Raw genomic sequence first — 17242 nt, 5'->3', positions numbered from 1 at the left:
CCGATTAAATTTCAAGGGTGGTAAGCCTAAATTCAGGGGCTGGGGCAGGTGACAGATACCGCTAATGTAAGCCGTGAATATCAGTGGCAGAGCTCCCCATTTTTAGCCGCTGCAATTATTACATTCATTTGCAAAATCCCCTTTGAAAATAAAAGAAAACTAAATTGCGCTAGCTTTTGACAACGTGGTTTTAGCGACTACATTTCATATATCTAAATACCCTCACATAATGGATGGATAACCTATGAAATCATGCACTATCCCTTTGATAGCTGGCGTCTGTATCAGCATTTTTAGTAGCGCTGCCGTGGCAAAATCGAATCCAGCAGATAATGCCCAGTATGAGAAGCGCTTTCCTAAGCAATATCAAAGCTGGCAAAAAACAGCTGAGAGTAAAGAGGTTACCGATGCATTATCCGCCGATCCGAACTTAGTTATCCTGTGGGCAGGATACGGGTTTTCTAAAGATTACAACGCCCCAAGAGGGCATCAGTATGCGATTACCGATGTGAGAACCACACTGCGAACAGGCGCGCCAATGAAAGAAGATGAAGGGCCTATGCCTATGGCTTGCTGGAGTTGTAAGAGTCCTGATGTGCCGCGTGTTATCGAGGGGCAAGGTGAAGGGGAGTATTTTAATGGCAAGTGGGCTAAAGGTGGCCCTGAAATCGTTAATGTCATCGGTTGTGCAGATTGTCATAAACCCGGCACGCCAAAGCTAAGAGTTGCACGGCCATTTGCCGAGCGGGCCTTTGCAGCAATAGGTACACCATTTGATAAGGCAGAAAAGAGCGAAAAGCAAAATATGGTGTGTGGCCAGTGTCACGTGGAGTACTACTTTGAAAAAACTGCCGAACATCCAAACTGGGTTAAATTTCCTTGGGATAACGGTACCTCAGTCGAAGAGATGGAAGCTTACTATGACAAGCTGAAGTTTAAAGACTGGACCCACCAATTATCAAAAGCGCCGATGTTAAAAGCTCAGCATCCGGGATATGAAACGACAGCATTGGGCATGCATGGCGACATGGGGGTTTCATGTACCGATTGTCATATGCCACGGGTAACCAATGCTGAGGGTAAGGAATACACTGACCATAATGTTGGTAATCCGTTTGATAAATTTGAGTTTACCTGTGCAACCTGTCACGAACAGACCAAAGAGCAGTTGCAAGGTCTAGTGCAGGCAAATAAAGACAAGATTAATACGCTCAAGTTAAAGGCTGAAGCTGAATTGGTGAAAGCTCACTTCGAAGCCGACGCAGCCTGGAAAGCGGGAGCGACAGAGCAGCAAATGACCGCGGCGTTAACGGACATTCGTCACGCTCAGTGGCGTTGGGATTTTGCCATTGCATCCCATGGTATTGCAGCTCACGCACCTGAAGAGGGACTTCGTATTTTAGAGACGTCATTAACTAAAACTGCAGAAGCGCGGGATAAGCTTGCAAAAGTATTAGCCACTCAAGGCGTTAAAACGGCTGTCGCTATTCCAGATATTTCTACCGAGGCCAAAGCCCAAGCTGTCTTAGGAATGGACATGGAGAAAATGAATGCAGATAAAGCGATCTTTATAGAGAAAGTCGTGCCTAAGTGGGAAGCAGACTATAAGGCAGCCAATGGCGGTGAATAGGCTTTTAGTGTTGCTGCAAGTCGGTGACAACTTTTTGTGACCCGTTCCGTGATGAGATAAGATTCCGGGAGGTTAGAAACTTCCCGGAATTTTTTTGTTGTGGAGACGGCTCTGCTAACGGTTTACCTTTAGCCCATAAACCAGTATTTGCTATTGGCATTTCAGCCTCCAGTGGTAGCAGTCACCCCATTTCTTTATTAAAAGGTTTCGCAGGTGCAGTCGCGTATATTGGTAGGAGTAAAGAGCTTAATTATCTATGCAAAGTAACTAACCTTAGTCAGAGATAAGTTAGTTGAACGGCCAAAAGTACACCCTTTTGGGCAGTAAAGTGCTTGAGTTGTAGTTTAATAGAATGATTGAAGCTGAAGGTTAACGATAGAGTTGGGGGGAAGCTGGATAAGGCATTCTTAAGCATCTTACTTGCATGTAAAAAGTTACATATAGAAAGATGGGGGCTAGCTCTGTGAAGCTCATGCAATCGCTTTACTCTTGCTCGTACTTTTTGAAGTTTTAAAGGACAGGTATCCCCGACAGTTCGACTTTCTCTGCTTTGAAGCTTGTAGAAGGTTTCAGTATTATTCCTACCCTACAAAACGTGATACCTATCTGGCGTTTTTTAGCTAGTCTCCGGTAGCCTTGCACCGAAGAGGGAAAAGGTACTGCTCAGCTTGCTTCCATCCCTTAGCCATATTGGCATGGGGAACCGTATTGAGTATGTAGCTGAGTTCACCCGTATGGCGCAGTAATGATAACGCCATACACTGCTCTACCAAGCTTTGTGTATCGTTATAATCAAAGCCATAGCCATCTAAGAAGTGAGTGAATACCTCTTTATCGCCTAGCGCCAATAACAGACCCGGTGATGTGAACTCAAATACGGGATCGGGGCAAATAATAGCGTCACCAAAGTCGATTACTCCGCTAAGCCGAACTCCATCTCTCGTGCGTTTTACTAGCAGATTTGCAGGATGCAGGTCGGTATGAATGAAATGAGCTGGGCCCTGTTTGCATTGGATATTAATGTTATTTAAGTAAGGTTCTAAGTCAGATAAGAATGGCTCAACTAAACCTTGTTGTTGTCGTTTTTGGTAAATATTATCGCGCTGCGTTTGCAAAAAGAGCGGCCAGTCTAAGGTGAGCGCTGTAGCTTCCTCTGTGATCGCCCCCGAGGCTGTGGAAACGGGGAGCCGGTGTAGCGCCTGACAGAAACCGCCTAACTGAAACGCAATATCCTGTATCTCTTGTGGCGCTAGCGTTGGCAGAAGAGAAGCGAGATTATCGCCCTCAACAAAGCTCATAAAAATATAGTCCCAATTTCTAAAACGGCCATGGCAGATGAGCTTTGGTACCTCAATATTTAGTTCAACTTGGGCTAATAGTTTAAGGCCTGCAAGTTCCGCCCTGGCTTGTTGAGACCAGTTCGGCGGTACCAACTTCAGGACGAATTTTTTCAGCCCTTCAAAAATAAACACCGGATTAGCCCCCTCGGCAACGCGCGTGCAACTGGAATAGCTAAGCTGATGTTCAGTCGCTAAGGTCTCGGTCAGAGGATGCCAGAAGTCAAAGTCGAGATAATCAATGATGTCGCAGGCCAAGTTGTATTCAGGTGCTTCTGGTAAGAAAAGGGCAGAAGGATATTGCGTTAAAAATGGCGGATTCATTGTCTTGATAATGTGTAACCTTAGGCCTCAATAAAACACAGCCTCTAGTAAGCCGTGTTTTAGCTTTAAATTAGAGCGTCAAACCGACGCTCTACTGGGAGAAGATAAGCTTAACGCTACTTTTACTCGTTAAAAGCTCATCTCTGGCACATGCTCAGGCACCACAAGCTTACCGGCTGTTTTAGAGACGATCTCTTCTACCGATACGCCAGGTGCACGCTCTAATAGATGAAACGCGCCATCTTTGATTTCTATAAAGGCTAAATCGGTCAGTACCCGTTTGATACAGCCGTAGCCAGTTAATGGCAGCTCGCACTTAGGCAATAGCTTAGAGTTTCCTTTCTTATCGGCATGCATCATAGTGACGATTATGTTATCAGCGCCAGCAACCAAGTCCATGGCGCCGCCCATGCCTTTAATCAGCTTGCCTGGGATCATCCACGAGGCGATAGAGCCCTGCTCATCAACCTCAAATGCGCCCAGAACCGTTAAGTCCACATGGCCGCCACGGATCATGGCAAAGCTTTCAGCGGATGAGAAAAACGAGGCACCATCGACGGCAGTAACTGTCTGCTTACCAGCATTGATTAAATCGGCATCGATGGTTTCCTCGGTGGGGAACTCGCCCATGCCCAATAAACCATTTTCAGATTGCAGCATTACGTCCATGCCTTCAGGGATATAGTTGGCCACTAAGGTGGGAATGCCAATACCTAGGTTGACGTAAAAGCCATCTTGAAGCTCTTTGGCAACACGTTGTGCCAGTTGTTCTCTTGATAACGCCATAGTGCTGCCTCCTTATGCTTTTGATTCAGAGCTTGGTTTAACTGTACGTTGCTCGATACGTTTTTCAAACTTGCCTTGAATAACACGGTTTACGTAAATGCCCGGTGTGTGAATATGATCTGGATCCAGCTCCCCCGGCTCGACGATATGCTCAGCCTCTACGACAGTGATTTTACCTGCGGTTGCCATCATAGGGTTAAAATTAGCGGCGGTTTTACGGAACACTAAGTTACCCATGGTGTCGGCTTTCCATGCGCGAACTAAGGCAAAGTCAGCCTTTAATGCTGGCTCTAACACATAGTGGCGGCCATCAATTTCACGAGTTTCTTTGCCTTCTGCGACTGGTGTGCCATAGCCTGTTGCGGTGAAAAATGCTGGAATGCCAGCACCACCTGCGCGAATTTTCTCGGCCAGAGTGCCTTGTGGGGTCAAGATAACGTTAAGTTCACCGGATAACATCTGTTGCTCGAAGGTGGCATTTTCCCCCACATAAGAAGCAATCATGGTGTCGATTTGGCGGCTCTTTAATAGCAGGCCTAAACCAAAGTCATCGACGCCAGCATTATTAGAGATAGCGGTTAGTCCGGTGACACCCGTTTTGACCATTTGCGCGATTAAGCCTTCGGGGATGCCACATAAGCCAAAGCCGCCTACCATGACGGTCATATCATTGCTTAGACCTTCGAGGGCCTCTTCATAGCTTGTGACGACCTTATTCAGTCCTGCCATTATTATCTCCTTATTCCTATAGTTAGGAGTGAGTTAAGCCCGTTCTATCTGCTAGAAATTAAACGTAGACCTAAGGGGGATCACATCTACGTTTACAAGCTTATATTTTTTCGTTTTAAAATCATGCTAGCACCTAGCACCTAGCACCTAGCACCTAGCACCTAGCACCTAGCAGCTTCTATTTCTTATTCGTTGATGGCGCTTAACTAAGCGCTCTGGCAACTTTAGCGCCGGACTGGCGGCCGAGGGCTTTGCTTATCTTATTGCCCGCATTAACTAGTTTAGTTAAGTCGATACCGGTTTCGATACCGAGTCCGTGTAACATGTAAACTAAGTCTTCGGTGGCTAAATTTCCCGATGCGCCTTTAGCGTAGGGGCAACCGCCAAGGCCCGCGACCGAGGAGTCGATCACGCTGACTCCGGTTTCTAAGCAGGCTAGAATATTGGCTAGTGCTTGTCCGTAGGTGTCATGAAAATGCAGTGCCAGCTTTTCAACGGGAACCACTTTCGCCACCGCTTCAACCATTCTACGGGCATTAAGCGGTGTGCCAACGCCTATGGTGTCGCCAAGGGAGATCTCATAACAGTCCATTTTGTAAAGTAATTCAGACACTCTAGCCACTTCGCTTAACTTTATCTCACCTTCATAAGGGCAGCCTAAGGTACAGGAGACATAACCTCGCACAGGCACATTTCTGGCCTTAGCAAGCTCCATTACTGGGATAAAGCGCTCGATGGATTCTTCTATCGAGCAGTTAATATTCTTTTGGCTAAAGCTTTCAGAAGCCGAACCAAAGATAGCCACTTCATCGGCGCCAGCGTCAAGTGCGAGTTCCAAGCCTTTTAAATTGGGGGTTAGCGCGCTGTAGGTGACACCATCTTTACGCGCCAATCCTTTGAGCACATCGCCAGAATCTGCCATCTGGGGGACCCATTTAGGCGATACAAAGCTGGCAGCTTCAATTCGCTTAACTCCCGCCGTCGCTAAGTCCTCTATCAAGACTATTTTATCTTGAGTGGTGACAGGTTTTTCGTTCTGTAGACCATCACGGGCGCCGACTTCAAAGATACTGACTTGTTGTGGGTAAGAGATTGCCATTTATGCGCTTTCCTCCGCTGCCACAGTTGCTGTTGGCTCAACTTCAGCTAACAGTTCACCATCACTAACGAGCTCACCAGGCTCGAAGAAGAATGCTGTAACAACACCGTCAAAGGGGGACTCTATTGCGTTTATTACATGAGTCATCTTCATCCCGCTTGTTCCTTTTCTGGGCTTATTTCTGCTTCAACTTCAGCCTCAACCTCGGCAAGTAACATACCATCACTAACGAGCTCACCAGGCTCAAAGAAAAACGCGCTGACAATGCCGTCAAAGGGGGACTCTATGGTGTATTCCATCTTCATCGCTTCCATTACCATGATGCCTTGACCGGCTTTTACGCTATCGCCAACGGCGACAAGCTGGGTCACTATGGTGCCGTTCATGGGAGCCTTGAGTTTGTCTTCTAAGTTATCTTGTTCTTCTATCACTTCAGACTGGAGCGCACGGTAGTGATAGCTAGTTGCGTCAATAAACAGGGTAAAGTCATCGCCGACTTGGCTCACGGGAACTTTGATTTTGTGAGCATGTCTCTTATGAACATGAGTTTTATGACTATTGCTTTTCGCCGCCGGTGCACTGTCATAGCTGATTTCGGCGTGTAAGGTCTCTCCAATCAGCTCGCCCGATAGGGAGAGCAAGCAGTCGTTAAGCTGCAGTTGATATAGAGACAGACCAGCGACTTGAGTCTCAATTAAATCAAGATGGTTAATCTCATGGTTATCATCTAATAACGCCACTTGGTGCTGGCTAGCGCTGTTGAGCCTAAAGCCACTGACTTCGCCCCAAGGCGAGTGGGGATCATGGCTGCTTAGTGCATCGCTTTTAGCTTGTTTTTTACGAGCACAAAGCTGATACAGCGCGGCTAATGCTAATGCTGTATCGCTACTTGGTGTCGTTGCCTCGATTGGGGCTGTTAGTAGTGCATCACCATAACGCTCGATAAAGTCGGTGCTGAAATTGGCATCGCTAAAGGCTGGGTGCTTAGCAATGTTGGCGAGGAACTCAATATTATGCTTGAGACCACTGATCTGATAATCATCTAAGGCGTGTACTAAGCGCTGCAGTGCGCGAGGACGTGATTCATCCCAAGTGATAAGCTTTGAAATCATGGGGTCGTAAAAGTTACTGATCACATCATTTTCACGCACGCCGGAGTCGATACGCACAAATTGACTTTGTGCAGGTTCACGTAAAAAGTCGAGCTTGCCGCTTGCTGGTAAAAAGTCATTTTGCGGATCTTCGGCGTAAATACGGACCTCAAAAGCATGGCCGCTAATCTTCACTTCATCTTGTTTAAGAAGCAACTCGCCACCGCTGGCCACCATTAGCTGCCATTTGACTAGGTCTTGGCCTGTAACTAACTCGGTTACCGGATGCTCTACCTGCAGGCGGGTGTTCATCTCCATAAAATAGAAACTATCATCGGTATCGAGTAGGAACTCAACTGTACCTGCGCCTTCATAATTAATAGCTTTGGCGGCAGCGACAGCGGCTTGACCCATTTTAACTCTGAGTGCATCGCTTAGGCCGGGAGCCGGGGCCTCTTCAACCACCTTTTGATGTCGGCGTTGAATAGAGCAATCTCGGTCTGAGAGATAGATACAGTTGCCTTGGCTGTCGGCAAAGACTTGGACCTCGACATGACGTGGTTGACGCAGATAGCGCTCCATCAACAGCTTATCGTTACCAAATGAGCTGATGGCCTCACGTCTTGCTGAATGGATAGCCTCTAACACCTCGCTGCTGTTTTCAACGATGCGCATTCCCTTACCACCGCCACCAAAGGCAGCTTTAATGAGTAAAGGGTAGCCCATCTTATTTGCCTCAGAAACGAGCAAGTCATCGTCTTGCGCATCACCGTGATAGCCGGGAACTAAAGGCACGTTAGCCGCCCCCATGATGGCTTTTGCGGCACTCTTGCTGCCCATCGAGTCGATCGCTGCCGCGCTTGGGCCAACAAAGGCAATATTGGCCAGCTCGCACTTGAGGGCAAACTCGGCGTTTTCCGATAGGAAGCCATAACCGGGGTGGATAGCTTGAGCGCCGGATTGTTTGGCGATATCGATTATCAAATCGCCCTTAAGGTAGGACTCAGCAGGTGCACTACCACCTAGGTAAAACGCCTCATCGGCCATGGCGACATGGCGGGCATTAATGTCGGCATCGGAATACAGTGCAACAGTGCGAACACCCATGGCTTTAGCTGTGTCGATAATCCTACAGGCGATTTCGCCGCGGTTAGCAATTAGCAATTTAGTGAACATGTTATTGGGCTCCTTGCTCGCTAGCGTCATTATTATTTTTGTTAGTACAAGATTGGCAGTGATCTGTTGTTGGCCATTGTGGGCTGCGCTTTTCAAAAAAGGCATTGAGTCCTTCTTGGCCTTCATCTGATACGCGAATACGTGCAATGCGCTCACTGGTATGCTCTAAAGTGTCTTGGTCTATTACGCCGTTTTCAAGGGTCGACAGTAGTGTCTTCACCCAAGCCATTCCCTGGGGACTGTTACTGAGCAGTGCGGCAATGATGGGTTGAGCTGCTATCTCTAGCTCATCATCGATCTCGTGAATGATCTGCAGTTCAAGGGCTTTTTGCGCGTTAAAACGTTCGGCGGTTAACATGTAACGGCGAGCCGCACGCTGGCCCATGGCGCGGGTGACATAAGGGCTAATTACGGCTGGGATCAGCCCAAGTTTGACTTCGCTTAAGCAAAAGCTGGCACGCTGATTGGCAATGGCGATATCGCTGCAGCAAATCAGGCCGAGTGCGCCACCAAAAGCGGCGCCCTGTACTAAGGCGATGGTTGGTTTTGGGAATTTGTCCAGCAATGACATGAGCTTGGCAAGCTCGTTGGCATCGCTAAGGTTCTGCTCAAAATCCATCTTGGCTTGCTTGCGCATCCAATTTAGGTCTGCTCCGGCGCTAAAGTTCTTACCGTTGGCTTTTAGCACTAAGACCTGACACTGAGGGTGATGGCCGAAGTGTTCTAGCACCTTAATCATTTCACTAATCATCACCTCATCGAAGGCGTTATGCTTGTCGGCTCGGTTGAGCACCATCTGTGCTACGCCGCCATCGAGCTCACAACTTACATACTGTAATTGTTGACTGAGTAGTGCGGTATCTATTGTGACTGAGTTGTTCATTGTTATCTGTCCATTGTGTTTTCTAAGTCGATGTTTTCTATGTATCCCAGGAATGGGTTACATACGGAATACGCCAAACTTAGTGTCTTCAATCGGCGCGTTTAGCGCGGCAGATAAGGCTAAACCAACAACGTCACGGGTTTGAGCTGGGTCGATAATGCCGTCATCCCATAATCGGGCGCTCGCGTGGTAGGGATGACCCTCCTGTTCATACTTATCGACAATTGGCTGACGGAAGTCTTGCTCTTCTTGGGCAGACCACTTAACCCCTTTGCGGGCGAGGCCATCGCGTTTGACTGTCGCCAATACGCCTGCGGCTTGCTCTCCGCCCATCACCGAGATGCGAGCATTGGGCCACATCCACATCATAGTCGGCTCGAATGCGCGGCCGCACATACCGTAGTTACCTGCGCCATAGCTGCCGCCAATAATCACGGTGAACTTAGGGACATTGGCACAGGACACTGCGGTCACCATCTTAGCGCCGTGCTTAGCGATGCCTTCATGCTCGTACTTTTTACCCACCATAAAGCCAGTAATATTTTGCAGGAACAAAAGTGGGATCTTGCGTTGGCAGCATAGCTCAATGAAGTGAGCGCCTTTTTGCGCCGACTCTGAAAATAAGATGCCGTTATTGGCCACAATACCCACTGGGTAGCCGTGAATACGGGCAAAGCCGCAGACTAAGGTGTTGCCGTAATTTGCTTTAAACTCATCAAAATCAGAATCATCGACTAAACGAGCGATGACCTCTTTTACATCAAATGGCTTTTTAAGATCGGTACCGACAATGCCGTAAAGCTCGTTGATATCAAACTTGGGTGGTTTTGTCGGGCTTAATTGAGCGCGAATTTGTTTTTGGTGATTGAGGCGAGTCACGGCCTGACGGGCAAGCTCGAGGGCATGTTCATCGTTTTGTGCCATATGGTCAGCAACACCTGAAATTTTGGTGTGCACCTCGGCGCCGCCTAGTTCTTCGGTGCTCACCTCCTCACCCGTTGCCGCTTTTACCAGTGGCGGCCCCGCTAAGAAGATGGTGCCTTGCTCTTTAACAATAATCGATTCATCGGCCATCGCGGGTACATAGGCGCCACCGGCAGTACAAAGTCCCATTACCACGGCGATCTGTGGAATGCCTTTAGCTGACATCTGCGCCTGGTTATAGAAGATGCGGCCGAAATGATCCCTATCAGGAAACACTTCATCTTGACGAGGCAGGTTTGCGCCGCCTGAATCGACCAGATAGATACAGGGCAGGTGACAGCGACTGGCAATATCTTGGGCACGTAGATGCTTTTTCACCGTAACAGGGTAATAGGTACCGCCTTTTACAGTGGCATCGTTGGCGATAATCATGCACTCGACACCGCTGACGCGGCCTATACCTGCGATAACCCCTGCTGCGGGTACCACATCTTCATAAAGCTCATAGGCGGCAAACTGGGAGATTTCTAGGAAGGGGGAGCCGGGATCCAGTAGTTTTTCGACACGCTGGCGTGGCAGCAACTTACCTCGTGAAAGGTGGCGGTTGCGAGCGACTTCTCCGCCGCCTTGCTCAATTTGCTGGAGCTTTAACTTTAAGTCTTGAACCACGGTAGCCATGTCATCAAATTTAGCTTTAAACTCATCGCTACGTGCATTAATACGGCTGCTAAGTTGCGTCACAATTTCAATCCTTTTGAATCGGTCAGAGTAAGGCGGCTAATGGCGAGCCGCCTTTATTCATTACTTATTACCTTATGGGACAGGGCATAGGCCTTACTTTGATTCGTTAAATAGCTCACGGCCAATCAACATACGGCGAATTTCTGATGTACCCGCACCAATCTCATAGAGCTTGGCGTCTCGCAGCAGTCGACCTGTGGCGTATTCGTTGACATACCCGTTACCGCCAAGCAGTTGGATGGCATCGAGCGCCATCTTGGTGGCTAATTCTGCTGAATAGAGGATGGCGCCGGCCGCATCTTTACGTGTTGTTTCACCGCGATCGCAAGATTTAGCCACGTTGTAGATGTAAGACTTGGCGGCATTCATGCCGGTGTACATATCGGCAAGTTTGCCCTGTACTAGCTGGAACTGACCGATAGACTTACCAAATTGCTCACGCTCATGAATATAGGGTACGACGATATCCATACAGGCGGTCATGATCCCAAGTGGGCCACCAGAGAGCACAACGCGCTCGTAATCGAGTCCGCTCATCAACACCTTTACACCGTTATTGAGGCCACCCAAAATGTTCTCTTCTGGTACTTCGCAATCTTCAAATACCAGTTCACAGGTATTGGAGCCGCGCATACCTAGCTTGTCGAGCTTCTGTGCCTGAGAAAAACCTTTAAAGCCACGCTCGACGATAAATGCAGTGATGCCGTGGGCACCCTTATCGAGATCGGTTTTGGCGTAGATGACATAAGTGTGGGCGTCAGGCCCGTTAGTAATCCACATCTTGTTGCCGTTGAGTATGTATCTATCGCCTTCCTTGCGAGCATGTAGCTTCATGGATACTACATCTGAGCCTGCATTGGGCTCACTCATGGCAAGTGCGCCAATGTGTTCGCCTGTGATCAGCTTAGGTAGATACTTGGCTTTTTGTTCGCTGTTACCGTTACGGTTAATTTGGTTAACACACAGATTAGAATGAGCGCCATAGCTTAGGCCAATGGAAGCCGATGCTCGTGAGATCTCCTCCATGGCGACCACATGGGCAAGGTAGCCCATATCTGCGCCACCATACTCCTCTGAAACCGTGACACCCAGCAGTCCCATGTCACCTAGAACCGGCCAAAGCTCATTGGGGAAAGCATTATCGAGATCGGTTTTTGCGGCGATAGGGGCGATTTCGTTGGCGGCGAAGCTTTGCACCGCATCACGTAACATATCGACCTCTTCACCGAGGCCAAAGTTTAGAGAGGTGTAGAGTTGAGTCATCTGCTTGTGTCCTGTCAATTTTGTTTGGATTCAAGTTCACCGATCTTCGCCGTGATACTTGTGATTTATTTCATTATTATGTGTTTACACTGTTTTTATGTGACGAGTTGCTAGCAACGCTTGCCCTTATGTTGGACCTTGTTTTATTGAGCATTGCTTTCATAAGCCAATGCGCTATTGGGCATTGTTGGCTAACGCGTCACGGCATTGCTGCTCCGCCGAGTTAAGCTCCATCAGCACGACCTTGATGTCATCCATCTGTTGCTGCAGCGATACTTTTTTCTCTTCGACTAGTTCGAGCATGGTGTGAAGTTGGCTACTGCTATTCTTATCCGCATCGTAAAGCTCAAATAGTCGCCTTGTTTCGGCCAATGAGAAGCCTAAACGCTTACCTCGCAGAATAAGCTTGAGCCTGACTCTATCCTTAAGACTGTAGATCCGTGTTTGACCACGACGCTTAGGCTTGAGAAGGCCTTGGTCTTCATAGAAACGAATACTGCGGGTAGTGATATCAAACTCTTTGGATAGATCACTGATTGAGTATGTCGTTTGTGGGAGTTGATTCTCTACCATCAAAAAACACCATATTTGTTTACATTTACTGCACGATATATGAAGTTTACGTAAAGGTAAAGTTTATGGGCGTCACGGAGAATGGTTTTCATGTCAATGGCACGTGCCACAAGAGCCAAGTTAGTGAGAGTTATCAATAATACCGCTTGTGTTTTTAGTCTTTAAAAACAATTTGTTGCGCTGTTTTTATCTAGGGTTGCTTGAGTGTGCACATTGCAGTTTACGACCTTATTCTAAGGTCTAATGGGGATTTTTTTAGCGCGGTAGCATAATGCTGTTAAGCATAAAATGGACATAAATCACTCACTATCTAGGGCTGCAAGGCGCTATTTGGCTGAGTTTTAGCAAGTGGAGTCAGCATTGTGATAGATAAAAATAAGCAACTACATGCCAAATCCATCGCCCAGCCCGAAACCTTTTGGGCCGAGGCTGCCAATGCAATAGATTGGTTCTCGTCATGGGATACGGTTTTAGATGAGACTGACGCGCCTTTTTACCACTGGTTTAAAGGTGGCAAGATGAACACCTGTTATAACGCGGTCGATAGACATGTTGACGCTGGGCGAGGCGATCAAATCGCCTTGCAATACGTCAGCCCGGTTACTGAGAGTGAGTACGGGATCTCTTATCGGGAACTGCAAGCGCAGGTAAGCCGGCTTGCAGGTTATATGGACTCTGTCGGGGTCAAGAAAGGCGACAGAGTCGTGATCTATATGCCTATGGTGCCTGAAACCGCATTTGCCATGTTGGCCTGTGCGCGTATCGGTGCGATTCACTCCGTAGTATTTGGTGGCTTTGCGGCAAATGAGCTGGCTACCAGAATTAACGATGCAAAACCTAAGCTGGTCCTTTCCGCCTCTTGCGGTATCGAACCATCCGGGGTTATCGCTTATAAGCCTTTGCTCGACGATGCGCTTGAGCAAGCCACTCATAAGGTGGAGCGCTGTTTAATATTAAACAGAAGTCAGCTAGAGGCTCATTTGCAGCCAGAGCGTGACTGTGATTGGCAGTCGGCAATGGCTGCTGCGCCTAATATCGATTGCCTTCCCCTCGATGCTACCGACCCGTTATATGTACTTTATACCTCAGGGACCACTGGTCAGCCTAAAGGGGTGGTACGTGATAACGGCGGTCATGCTGTAGCACTCGCGTGGTCAATGAAACATATCTACGACATCAATACGGGTGACGCATTTTGGGCGGCCTCCGACGTCGGCTGGGTCGTGGGGCACTCCTATATCGTCTATGGCCCACTGCTGGTGGGGGCAACGAGTATCTTATATGAAGGCAAGCCTGTAGGCACACCAGATCCTGGCGCATTTTGGCGCACGATTGCTAAGTATAAGGTGAAGAGTTTCTTTACTGCACCAACCGCTATTCGTGCGATTAAGCGTGATGATCCTAACGGGGATTATCTACAAAACGTGGATTTAACTTGCCTAAAGAATGTGTTCTTAGCCGGTGAACGTTGCGATCCCGATACGCTGCATTGGGCGGAAGATAAACTACAAAAGCCGGTGATCGATCATTGGTGGCAGACTGAAACAGGTTGGCCTGTGGCGGCCAATTTGATGGGATATGCGCCTGTTGCGGTCAAGGCTGGCTCTCCTGCATTAGCGGTGCCCGGTTATCAAATTGATGTGGTCGATGTGATGGGCGATGAAGTCGAGGCCAATGAGTCAGGTCATGTGGTGATTAAATTGCCACTGCCACCAGGCACATTAACCACGCTTTGGCAAAATGAGCAGCGCTTTCAAAATAGTTATCTTTCCATGTATCCAGGCTATTACTTGACGGGGGATGCAGGCTATAAAGATGAAGATGGCTATCTTTATATTATGAGTCGCATCGATGACATCATTAACGTGGCGGGTCACCGACTCTCAACGGGGCGTTTTGAAGAGGTGCTTTGTCAACATGAGGCGGTAGCCGAGGCGGCTGTCATTGGTGTTAAAGATGTGCTCAAGGGGCAAGTGCCCTTAGGGCTGGTGGTATTGAAGAAAGGCGCTAACTTGAGTGATGATGAACTCAACAGCCAGTTGATGAGCTTAGTGCGTCAAGAGATAGGACCGGTGGCATCTTTCAGACTGGTGAGCGCGGTGCAGAAGCTGCCCAAGACCCGAAGTGGCAAGATTTTACGTGGCACCATGCGTAATATTGCCGACAATCAAAGCTACAAGGTACCTGCGACTATCGAGGATCCTGCCACACTGGATATCGTGCGTAACACCTTAACCCGCATGGGTTATGCCGATGCACATGTTTAAAAGAAGGTTCTAGGAACGAGGAAAGCTAAGACGGTAAGGCTGAGACGGGAAGGCTAAGACGATAAGGCTGAGACGGTAAGGTTAAGACGGTAAGGCTGAGACGGTAAGGCTAAGACGATAAGGTTAAGACGATAAGGCTAAGACGATAAGGCTGAGACGATAAGGCTTAGACGGTAAGGCTAAAACGGTAAGGCTGAGACGGTAAGGCTGAGACGATAAGGCTGAGACGATAAGGTTAAGACGGTAAGGTTAAGACGGTAAGGCTAAGACGGTAAGGCTGAGACGGGAAGGCTGAGACGGGAAGGCTGAGACRGTAAGGCTGAGACGGTAAGGCTAAGGCGGTAAGGCTAAGACGGTAAGGCTGAGACGGTAAGGCTAAGACGGTAGGCTAAGACGGTAGGCTAAGGCGGGAAGGCTAAGACGGGAAGGCTGAGACAGTAAGGCTGAGACGGTAAGGCTAAGGCGGTAAGGCTAAGACGGTAAGGCTGAGACGGTAAGGCTGAGGCGGTAAGGCTAAGGCGGTAAGGCTGAGACGGTAAGGCTAAGGCGGTAAGGCTAAGACGGGAAGGCTGAGACGGTAAGAATAAGATGGTTATAAGAAAGCAGGGCCTTAAAAAGCGCTGCTTTTCTTGTTTAGGTGGCTAGCGGGTTAACCAATGGAGTTTTCGTTTATATTAGCTATAAGCTAGAGTTGTTAAGTTTTATATAGTAATTAAGTTACCAAAGTCTGTATAATCCATAACAAATAACCCTATCAATCAAGCAAACGCAATGACGTGAGCTGAACAAAAAATAGATAGGGAACTCTCTGTGACCTGCGGAACAAAATTACCATGAATAACCAATCTAATCTTTACGATATAGGTGTTATTGGCTTAGGCGTAATGGGCAAGAACCTAGCGCTCAATATTGCTGATAATGACTATCGTGTTGCTGCGTTTGACCTTGATGAACTCAAGGTGCAAGACACTGTAAAACAAGAAGAGCTTGAACGTAAGCAATTCCTTAAACAGCTGACTCAAGCACGCATACTTGGCTGTAACAATCTTTCTGAAATGATGTCTAAATTAGAAAAGCCGCGCGTGTTACTCCTTTCTGTCCCTGCGGGAGCTCCGGTGGATGGCGTGTGTCAGTCGCTGATTGAAGCGGGTATTGAAGACGATGATATCGTTATCGATACCGGTAATAGCTTATGGACCGATACGCTTGAGCGTGAGAAGCGCTACGCAAAAGACTTCCTTTTCTTTAGCTGCGCGGTCTCAGGTGGTGAAGTCGGCGCTCGCTTTGGGCCGTCATTGATGCCTAGCGGCAGCCTTAAGGCGTGGCAGCGCATCGAGCCTATCTGGCAAGCCATTGCCGCCAAGGTGGATGCCAACACTGGCTTACCTATTGAACGTTTCGAGCCGGGCAACCCTGTAACAGAGGGGGAACCTTGCACCACCTATATTGGCCCCGCGGGTTCTGGTCACTACGTTAAGATGGTGCATAATGGTATCGAATATGCGGATATGCAGCTTATTTGCGAGGCTTACCATCTATTGAGCCAAGGTCTTGGCTTGAGTGCCACTGAAGTGAGTGAGGTATTCGAGCGCTGGAATAAAGGCAGTTTAAATAGCTACCTGATGGAGATCAGCGCCGATATCCTTAAACAGGCAGATCCATTAACTGGTGCGCCATTGGTGGAGATGATTTTAGATAAAGCGGGGCAGAAGGGCACGGGCCTTTGGACAGCGGTAAGCAGTTTGCAAATAGGCTGTCCAGCACCAACGATTGCCGAAGCGGTATATGCTAGAGCGCTCAGCACGCAAAAAAAACAGCGACAGCAGCTAAGCCAGCGATTATCGGGACCGAGTCAAGCGGCGTTGCTGAATACTGATAAGCAGGCATTTATAGACCAATTGGAAAACGCCCTCTATTGCGCCAAGGTATCTTGTTATGCCCAAGGTTTTCAGCTGATGGCTATGCAAGCTAATGAGCAAGGATGGCAGTTAGATTTTGGTGAAATCGCTAAGATCTGGCGCGCAGGTTGTATCATTCGAGCCACATTCTTACAGTCGATTACTCAGGCTTATCAGCATGACGGCGAGCTTGAAAATCTGCTGATGGCAGACACCTTTGCCAAGGCTCTGTCTGAGAAACAGCAAGATTGGCGAGTGGCCACATCCCATGCTGTACTGAGCGGTATTCCTGCGCCATGTATCAGTTCGGCTTTGGCTTACTATGATGGCTACCGAAGCGAAACCTTACCAGCGAGTTTACTACAGGGTCAGCGAGACTTCTTTGGTGCCCACACCTTTGAGCGTGTCGATAAGCCTCATGGTGAGAAGTACCACCTAAATTGGAGTGGCGATCGCAGAATTAACAAGCTGTAGCTCATGCCTAGTCGCTGTTGTCGGCTGACTGTTTGTCTCAAACTGAG

13 protein-coding genes are annotated in these 17242 nt (G+C 48.3%); 3 read left to right on the top strand and 10 right to left on the bottom strand.

Features of this window, described 5'->3' with window-relative positions:
• The first annotated feature begins 244 nt into the window (after positions 1-244).
• Entirely contained in the window at positions 245-1630 is a 1386-nt protein-coding gene (gene nrfA, locus L1D44_RS13595) for an ammonia-forming cytochrome c nitrite reductase (RefSeq protein WP_239891425.1), read from the top strand.
• A 620-nt stretch (positions 1631-2250) separates the two neighbouring features.
• On the opposite strand, the gene L1D44_RS13590 is transcribed toward nrfA, so the two are convergent.
• The 10 genes from L1D44_RS13590 to L1D44_RS13545 form a co-directional block, all read right to left on the bottom strand.
• Positions 2251-3291 (bottom strand): aminoglycoside phosphotransferase family protein, encoded by a 1041-nt coding sequence (locus tag L1D44_RS13590; protein ID WP_239891423.1) that lies wholly within the window; start codon positions 3289-3291, stop codon positions 2251-2253.
• A gap of 129 nt (positions 3292-3420) precedes the next feature.
• Positions 3421-4077, bottom strand: coding sequence for a 3-oxoacid CoA-transferase subunit B (locus L1D44_RS13585; protein WP_239891421.1), 657 nt, complete (start codon positions 4075-4077; stop codon positions 3421-3423).
• Positions 4078-4089: 12 nt separating this feature from the next.
• Positions 4090-4806 carry a CoA transferase subunit A gene (locus tag L1D44_RS13580; protein WP_239891419.1) on the bottom strand — a complete coding sequence of 239 codons (717 nt, stop codon included), beginning with the start codon at positions 4804-4806 and terminating at the stop codon, positions 4090-4092.
• A 202-nt stretch (positions 4807-5008) separates the two neighbouring features.
• The gene (locus L1D44_RS13575; protein WP_275660482.1) at positions 5009-5905 is read right to left on the bottom strand and encodes a hydroxymethylglutaryl-CoA lyase; all 897 of its coding nucleotides are present in this window, start codon (positions 5903-5905) and stop codon (positions 5009-5011) included.
• The gene (locus L1D44_RS13570; protein WP_239891417.1) at positions 5906-6058 is read right to left on the bottom strand and encodes an HlyD family efflux transporter periplasmic adaptor subunit; all 153 of its coding nucleotides are present in this window, start codon (positions 6056-6058) and stop codon (positions 5906-5908) included. It abuts the gene before it with no gap.
• Positions 6055-8172: a biotin carboxylase N-terminal domain-containing protein gene (locus L1D44_RS13565; RefSeq protein ID WP_239891415.1), complete on the bottom strand. Its 2118-nt coding sequence runs from the start codon at positions 8170-8172 to the stop codon at positions 6055-6057. Before L1D44_RS13565 ends, L1D44_RS13570 begins: the two co-directional genes overlap by 4 nt.
• A gap of 1 nt (position 8173) precedes the next feature.
• Entirely contained in the window at positions 8174-9055 is an 882-nt protein-coding gene (locus L1D44_RS13560) for an enoyl-CoA hydratase-related protein (protein ID WP_239891412.1), read from the bottom strand.
• Positions 9056-9112: 57 nt separating this feature from the next.
• Positions 9113-10720 (bottom strand): carboxyl transferase domain-containing protein, encoded by a 1608-nt coding sequence (locus tag L1D44_RS13555; RefSeq protein WP_239891411.1) that lies wholly within the window; start codon positions 10718-10720, stop codon positions 9113-9115.
• 93 nt (positions 10721-10813) lie between these two features.
• A complete protein-coding gene (locus tag L1D44_RS13550) occupies positions 10814-11983 on the bottom strand; it encodes an isovaleryl-CoA dehydrogenase (RefSeq protein ID WP_239891410.1) in 1170 nt (389 codons plus the stop codon).
• 174 nt (positions 11984-12157) lie between these two features.
• The gene (locus tag L1D44_RS13545; protein WP_202721612.1) at positions 12158-12556 is read right to left on the bottom strand and encodes a MerR family DNA-binding transcriptional regulator; all 399 of its coding nucleotides are present in this window, start codon (positions 12554-12556) and stop codon (positions 12158-12160) included.
• A gap of 362 nt (positions 12557-12918) precedes the next feature.
• Here L1D44_RS13545 and L1D44_RS13540 point away from each other — a divergent pair, with 362 nt between their 5' ends.
• Positions 12919-14823: a propionyl-CoA synthetase gene (locus L1D44_RS13540; protein WP_239891408.1), complete on the top strand. Its 1905-nt coding sequence runs from the start codon at positions 12919-12921 to the stop codon at positions 14821-14823.
• Positions 14824-15656: 833 nt separating this feature from the next.
• On the top strand, positions 15657-17195 hold the full coding sequence (gndA, locus tag L1D44_RS13535; protein ID WP_239891407.1) for an NADP-dependent phosphogluconate dehydrogenase: 1539 nt from the start codon (positions 15657-15659) through the stop codon (positions 17193-17195).
• Positions 17196-17242: the final 47 nt, after the last annotated feature.

This window comes from Shewanella sp. Isolate13 (assembly GCF_022398325.1).
Classification (GTDB): Bacteria; Pseudomonadota; Gammaproteobacteria; order Enterobacterales; family Shewanellaceae; genus Shewanella.
The sequence above is the reverse complement of the archived record's forward strand: the minus strand, read 5'-3'. Positions and strand labels throughout refer to the sequence as shown.